Origin of the sequence: Novosphingobium sp. (genome assembly GCF_032093395.1) — a bacterium.
Taxonomy (GTDB): Bacteria; Pseudomonadota; Alphaproteobacteria; order Sphingomonadales; family Sphingomonadaceae; genus Novosphingobium.
On sequence record NZ_DAMDBA010000073.1, the window covers coordinates 1 to 8,061 of the forward strand.

Sequence of the window (8,061 nt, forward strand, 5' to 3'; positions counted from 1 at the left end):
CAACGGCACGGTAGACCAGACGGTTCAGGCCGATGGCAGCGGCATATGGACTTACGTGCCCGCCACGCCTCTTGCGAACGGCACGATCGTCACCGCAACGGCGATCGACGCTGCGGGCAATGTCTCTACCGCAAGCTCTGTTACGATCGATCGTCAACCGCCCGCAATCCCCACGTTCGCATCGGCAACGGACGACGTCGGCCAGAACCAGGGCACTCTGGCCAGCGGTGCATCCACCGATGACAGGCAGCCGGCCCTCTCCGGGACGGCCGATCCAGGCTCGGTCGTGTCGGTGTTCGACGGCGGTTCCCTGCTGGGCACGGCCGTCGCGGACGTGGGGGGCATCTGGACGTTCACGCCCAGCCTCGAACTGGCGCAAGGGCTGCATGCTTTCACGATCACGGCAACCGATGCCGTCGGCAACGCCAGTTCCGCATCCGCCCCCTTCCTCCTGACCATCGACAGCATTGCGCCTGCCGCTCCGTCCATCACTTCCGTTGCAGACGATTTCGGAGACACGCAGGGCACGGTGGCGTCCGCTGGTTCGACGGACGACACGCGTCCTTCGCTTACCGGCACGGCGGAGAACGGGGCGCTCGTATCGATCTACGACAACGGCGTACTTTTGGGCACCACGGCAGCGAACGGCAGCGGCGCCTGGAGCTTCACGCCATCCGCGCCGCTGGATGAGGGCAATCACAATTTCGTCGTCACCGCCACCGATGCCGCCGGTAATGTCAGCGCGCAGTCCGCCGCCTACGCCGTGACCATCGTCAGCGGAGCGCCGGATGCCCCGGCGATCCAGGGCGCATCGGACAATATCGGCACGGAGCAGGGATTCGTCGCCAACGGCGGCACCACGAACGATACCCAGCCCAGCCTCATCGGCACGGCCGATCCCAATGCCAGCGTTACGATCCTGCGCGGCGGCGTGGAAATGGCAACGATAGCGGCCGACCAGCTCGGCATCTGGCGCTATACCCCGTCCGCGCCGCTCTCGCAGGGCACTTACTCTTATACGGCGCGCAGCTTCAATACGGCAGGCACGGAAAGCGTGCTTTCGTCTCCTTACCTCATCACCGTAGACACCACGCCGCCGCCGCCTCCGGAATTCGTATTGGCGTCCGACAACGTGGGGTCGCGGCAGGGAATCCTGCTGGACGACGCCGTTACCGACGACGCGGTTCCCATTTTTTCTGGCATGGCCGAGCCACGCTCGAAAATCACGATCTTCGATAATGGCGTCATCGTGGGCACGGCCGCCACCGGCGAAACGGGCAACTGGACCTTCTTCCCCAGTCCGGCGCTGACGCAGGGAACGCATGTCTTTACCGCCATCGCCACGGATGCAGCCGGAAACGCCAGCGGCGCGTCTGCAAGCTTCACCCTGACGATAGACACGGCCGCGCCCGCCGCGCCGGTCATCGCGCCCAGCACGGGCGCCAGTCTGAGCGGAACCGCCGAACCGGATGCGACGATAAATCTCGATCTGGACGGCAACGGCACCGTGGACACCCAGGTGACGGCCAACGGTTCCGGCGTCTGGACCTACACACCGGCGGGCCTTCTGCCGGACGGTGCGACGGTCATCGTCACGGCCACCGACGAGGCCGGCAATACCTCGGCAACCCGCAGTCTGGTGATCGACAGGACGCCGCCGGTCGCGCCAACCATCATCGGCGCAGTGGACGATCAGGGGCCGCAGATGGGGACCGTCGCCAGCGGCGGTGCGACGGACGATGTCCTGCCCCTGCTGACCGGAACGGCGGAGCCAGGCACTACGGTCACGATTTTCGACAATGGCCTGCCCATAGGACAGGTCCTTGCAAGCGCGACTGGCGCCTGGAGCCTGGCCATCACCACGGCGCTGTTACCGGGCACTCATGCCTTCACGGCGCGGGCGACGGACGCCACGGGGAACCTCGGCCCGGCATCGCCCGCCTATACGCTCACGGTCGATATCGGCACGCCGACACCGCCGGTCATCACCGGCCTGACCGACGATATCGGCGCAACGCAGGGCACGGTAGCCACCGGAGGACGGACGGACGATTCCCAGCCTGCCGTTGTCGGAACCTCGGCCGCGAACGCCACGATCGTCGTCTATGCAGATGGCAATCCGATCGGATCGGCCATTGCGGACGGTGCCGGCAACTGGAGCCTGATACCGGCAGCGCCGCTCGGAAACGCGACCCATCTATTGACGGCCTTTGCTACCAGTGCGGCCGGCCATCTCAGCGGGGTCTCCAACAGCTACATCGTCACCGTGGATACCTCGGGGCCGATCGCGCCGAACATCGTTACCGTTACGGACAATGCGCCAGGCATCGTCGGCGCCGTCAATCCGGGAGACGTGACCAACGATTCCACTCCGGAAATTATCGGCACGGCGGAAGCCGATGCCACGATCACGATCTTCGCCAACGGGGTCCAGGTTGCCACGACAGTCGCGGACGGTTTCGGCAACTGGCGTTTCGCCCCTCCGCTGGCGGGCGGATTGCAGATCATCACGGTCCGCGCCACGGATCTGGCCGGCAATACCGGGCCTGTTTCCGCGCCCTTCAGCTTCACCATAGACGCAGCGCCGCCCGCGCCGCCGGTGGTCGATCCCGGCAATGGCCAGACCGTCCTGTCGGGAACGGCCGAACCCGATGCCGTGATCAGCATCGATATCGGCAATGACGACATCATCGAAGCGCAGGTCCAGGCCAACGGAGCAGGCCAATGGAGCTATGCCCTGCCTGGTCCCCTGCCTCACGGAACGACCGTGGCGATTACCGCCGGGGATGCGGTGGGCAATGTTTCTTCGAAGACCGTGACAGTCATCGATGCGGCGGCTCCCGGCATACCCAGCCTGGGGACGGTGATCGACAACGAAGCCCCCGATCAGGGGCCTGTTGCGGATGGTGGCGCCACCAACGACAGGCAGCCGCAGTTCACTGGAACGGCGGATGCCGGCAGCCTGGTGACGATCCTGGACAACGGCGTGCCGATCGGCACGACGCTGGCGGACAATCTCGGCGTCTGGACCTTCACACCGAGTGCGCCGCTGTCCGGCGCCGCTCACAGCATCACGGTGACGGCCACCGACCCGTCCGGCAACACCGGTCCCGCCTCCACGCCGTTTCTTTTCACGCTGGATACCAATGCCCCGCCCGCGCCGCTCATCCAGCAGGTGGTGGACAACACCTTGCCGCAATCGGGCGTGGTGGCCGATGGCGGCTCGGCGAACGACACGCAGCCACTGATCGAAGGCACGGCGGAATCCGGGGCGACCGTCAGCCTTTACGTCAACGGCGCCTTGCTCACGAGCACGGTGGCTGCGGGTAACGGGGCCTGGTCGTTCACGCCCAGCCTGGTGCCGGGAAGCTATGTCTTCACTGTCACCGCCATCGACGACGCGGGCAATGTCAGCCCTGAATCCCCGGCTTACGAGATAGAGATCGACATTACCCAACCGAACATACCGTTGCTCAATCCCACCGATGGGGTGACCGTATCGGGCACTGGCGATCCGGGAGCGACGATCGAACTGGACCTGGACGGAGACGATCTGCCTGAGGCTACGACCAGGGTGGACAGCTTCGGCCAATGGAGCGTGACCTTCACGCCGCCCCTGTTCAATGGCCAGATCGTCTTCGCCACAGCCGTAGACCCGGCGGGAAATCGCTCGCTCCCCAATGCCGAAACGGTGAACGTCTTCATCAACACCACGCCGCCGCCCATCCCGCCTACGCCCACGGTGACAGACAATGTGGGCACGTCGCAGGGACCGATCGGGGCCAACGGATCGACCGACGACCCGATGCCGGTGATTTCCGGCACCGCACAGGCCAACGCGCTGGTGACGATCTACGACAACGGCGTTGCGATCGGCACGACCCTGGCGGACCCGGGTGGTGTGTGGACTTTCATCCCGTCCTCGCCATTTGCCGGCGGACCGCACAGCATAACGGCTACCGCCAGCGAAGGCGGCCGGCAGAGCCTCAACAGCGCGCCGCTGAGCTTCGGCGTCGATACCGCCCCTCCGGCGCCGCCATCGATCGACGCCAGCAACGGTTCGGTCCTGACAGGGACGGCCGAAGCCAATGCGACGGTAGGGCTCGATCTGGACGGTGACACAGTCATCGACGTTTCAGTAGTCGCCGATAGCACCGGTCGATGGTCCTATGCGCCGTCGTCGCCTCTCGCGGGAGGGACGGTGGTCAGTGCCACGGCAATCGATGCGGCGGGCAATGCGTCGCCGCCCGCTTCCACCACGATCGACCGTACACCGCCAGCGACGCCCGCAATCGCTACGGCCTTCGACAATGCCGGTCCAACCGTCGGGCCAGTAGGAAGCGGTGGAGCCACCGACGATGCCACGCCCGCCCTTACCGGCACCACGGAAGGCGCTGCGACCGTCACGGTCTACGACGGGGGTATTCTGCTCGGCACTACGACTGCCGACCCGTTCGGCCAATGGTCGTTCACGCCGGTCACCCCCTTGGCTGACGGCGTCCATTCCTTCACGATCACGGCGACGGACCCGTTGGGCAACCTGAGCGCGGCGTCGGCCCCGTTTACGCTGACGGTTATTACAGGCGCTCCCGCTGCCCCTGTGATTTCCAACGCCCTGGACGATCTGGGAGCGATCCAGGGTACCATAGCGTCCGGCGGCAGCACCGACGATACCCGGCCCACACTGACCGGTACGGCAGCGGCCAACGTCACCATTTCGATCTACGAAGGCGCGAACCTGCTCGGCACGACCGGCAGTGACGGGGCAGGCGTCTGGAGCTTCACACTGCCCACCGATCTGGCGGGAGGGGTACATGCCCTTACCGCGATCGCCATCGACGCGGCGGGCAACCAGAGCCCTGTCTCCAACACTTACGCGATCACGGTGGACAATGCCGCCCCTGCCATGCCCGTGGTGGTATCGGTGACCGACGATGTCGGCCTGATCCAGGGGAACCTCGCATCCGGGACGACGACCGACGATACGCGCCCAACCTTGACCGGTACGGCCGAGGCGAATGCGGTGATAACTCTCTATGACGGTGCAACGCTCATCGGCTCGACGACGGCCAGCGGCACCGGGAGCTGGAGTGTCACGCCACTCGCTCCTCTAGGCAGTGGGCCGCATTCGCTCACCGTCACGGCCACCGATGCCGTCGGCAATGTCAGCGTGGCGACGCCCGCTTTCGCAATCGTCGTGGATATCGCAGCACCAACCGCACCGGTGATCGTCAGCGCCGGCGACGATGTGGGCGCCAGCCAAGGCACGATCGCCAACGGCGGCGCTACCGACGACGGCGCGCCGTCGCTCTCCGGAACTGCGGAAGCCAATGCGACCGTTTCGGTCTACAACAACGGCGCGCTGCTGGGCACGACCCTGGCCAGCGGTACCGGAACGTGGAGCTTTACGCCGCCATCGGGCCTCCCGGACGGCCCGCACAGCTTCACCGTCACGGCTCGCGATCCGGCGGGCAACGTCAGCGCCGTATCGAGTGCCTATGTCGTCAACGTGGACAGCGCGCCACCGGCGGCGCCGACGATCTCCACCATCACCGACGACACGGGCCCGCGGACCGGCACCATCACCAATGGTGCGCCGACCGACGATACCTTGCCGACTTTGGCAGGCTCGGCCGAGGCCAATAGCCTGGTATCGATCTACGAAGGCGGGACATTGCTGGGCACCACCGCTGCCAATGCATCCGGCGCCTGGAGCTTCACGCCATCCACGCCCCTGTCCCCCGGCGAACACAGTTTCACCGCAAGGGCGACCGACGCGGTGGGCAATCAGGGCCCGGCTTCCGCGACGTTCCTGATCTGGGTCGATACGAGTCCCCCGGCAGCACCGGTGATCGGCAGCCTCATCGACGATATCGGCTCGATCCAGGGGCAGGTAGGCAGCGGCGGCGTGACGAACGACACACTGCCGCTGCTGCGCGGCACCGCCGAAGCGGGCTCGACCGTAAGCATTGCGGCGAACGGCACGGCACTGGGCACGACGCAGGCCGATTCCGGCGGCAACTGGACCTTCACGCCCACCAGTCCTCTCGGCGAAGGTCCCTACACTTTCACCGCAACGGCCACGGATGCCGCGGGCAACGCCGGGGGCGTCTCCAACAGCTTCACGGTGACCGTCGATACTTCCGCTCCATCGGCGCCGGCGATCACTTCGATCGTCGACGATGTGGCGCCGGGCACCGGCACGGTCACCAATGGTGCGAGTTCCAACGATTCGGCGCCGCAATTGATCGGAACGGGGCCTGCCAATACCACGGTCATCGTCTACGATAACGGCGTGCCGCTGGGGACGACCACGGCTAACGGCGCGGGCACCTGGACGTTCACTCCGGGCACGGCATTGAGCGACGGCCTGCACAGCTTCACTGCCGTGGCGGTCGATGCCGCGGGCAATGCCAGTTCGGCTTCCAACGCTTATGCGATGGCCTTGGACCGGACCCCACCCGCTGCGACCGTGGCGATCACCACGCTCGTCTCGGACACGGGAACAGCCGGGGACTGGAGCACATACGATCGCAGTCCCACCGTGGGTGGTACGCTCAGCGCGTCTCTCGGATCGGGCGAAATCGTGCAGGTTCAAATCGACGGAGGCGCGTGGGTCGGTGCGGCGGTTTCGGGCCAGACTTGGGTCTACGGCCTCGGCAACATGTCGGTTGGATCCCATGCCGTGGCGGTTCGGATCGTGGATGCGGCGGGCAACATCGGCAGCAGCGCCGCGCACGCCCTGAACATCACTGCCGTCCCGGAGCAGGCGCCAGTGGTCCAGGCCTCCGGCACGGCGCTGCTCGGCCTGGTCGGGCTGGAAGCGCTCAACCTCCTCGATCTCAGCACACAGTCGCTCACGGCGGTGGACCCGAACAACAATCTGAAGACCGTTCAAGTCCGCTATGCGCCTGCCCTGGTGCTGTCGCTGGGGGCCTATACCCTGACCGCTTCCACCGCTCTCGCGGCTGAACTGGGATTGCACATCCAGGTGACGAATTCATCGGGCATCTTCGGGATTCTCGGCCCCTCGTCGACGCTCACCATCACTGCGCTGAACGGCGGGGCGATGGACAACCTGGCCGTCAACGAATTGCTGAATACGGTCCATTTCCAGCAGAACCTGTCGCTGCTGGGTCTCGACGTGCTCAATTCCACTTCGATCACAGCTACCGACATGACCGGGCTTCAGGCCTCTGCCTCGACAGGATCGTTGCTCGACGTCAGCCTGTTGAACGCCAGCGGTTCGTCCAACATCTTCGAGGGAACGTCCGGAGCCAATACTCTGACGGGCGGGGCAGGAAGCGATCGCCTCTACGGCTACGCCGGCAACGACATCCTGAACGGCAACGCCGGGAACGATCTGCTGCGCGGCGGCGCCGGAGCAGACTCGCTCAGCGGCGGCGCGGGCAACGATACCCTAGTCTATGATGCCACGGACAGCCTGATCGACGGCGGCGTGGGCACCGACACTCTGTTGATCGACAGCGGGACGGGGGCCGTGCTCAATCTCGATGCGGTGACCAATATCCTCAATATCGAACGGATCGATCTGGGCCTTGGCGATGGCGGACGGCAGATTACCCTTACCGAGGCCGGTGTTCTACGCGCGACGGAGGCCAGTCGACAATTGACCGTTACCGGCGATGCCAGCGACCGTGTCACGATGACCGGCGCGGTCCTGCAAGGCCAGACGGTGATAAACGGCGAAGCGTACAACCACTATACCCTGGGCTCGACCAGCATTTATGTCGATCATCCAGTGCTGGTGGTTGTCTAGTTGCCCGACCGCATGCCGAAGGGCTAAATTGCCCGACAGAAAAGGGGCGCAAGACCATCGGTCTCGCGCCCCTCCTGCATTCTCCCTGAGGAGAACTCGTCATGGAATGAGCTGCTTTCGCATCGAGCGAAGGCGCGCCATTCTTTCAAAATGCCTTAGGCACCCTGCGGCGTGGCACTACCGGGAAGGCGGCGACCGGCCTTGGGGATCGAAGATCCGGTCAGCGGACGCGGGGCGCCGGGGCCGCGCGGTTCGCTGGTACGATCGATCTTCCCGCTTTC

At 65.5% G+C, this 8,061-nt stretch carries 1 protein-coding gene; it reads left to right on the forward strand.

The window, feature by feature from the left end; translation table 11 throughout:
- The first annotated feature begins 55 nt into the window (after positions 1 to 55).
- On the forward strand, positions 56 to 7,780 hold the full coding sequence (locus RT424_RS19230; protein ID WP_313441513.1) for an Ig-like domain-containing protein: 7,725 nt from the start codon (positions 56 to 58) through the stop codon (positions 7,778 to 7,780).
- The last annotated feature ends 281 nt before the right edge of the window (positions 7,781 to 8,061 follow it).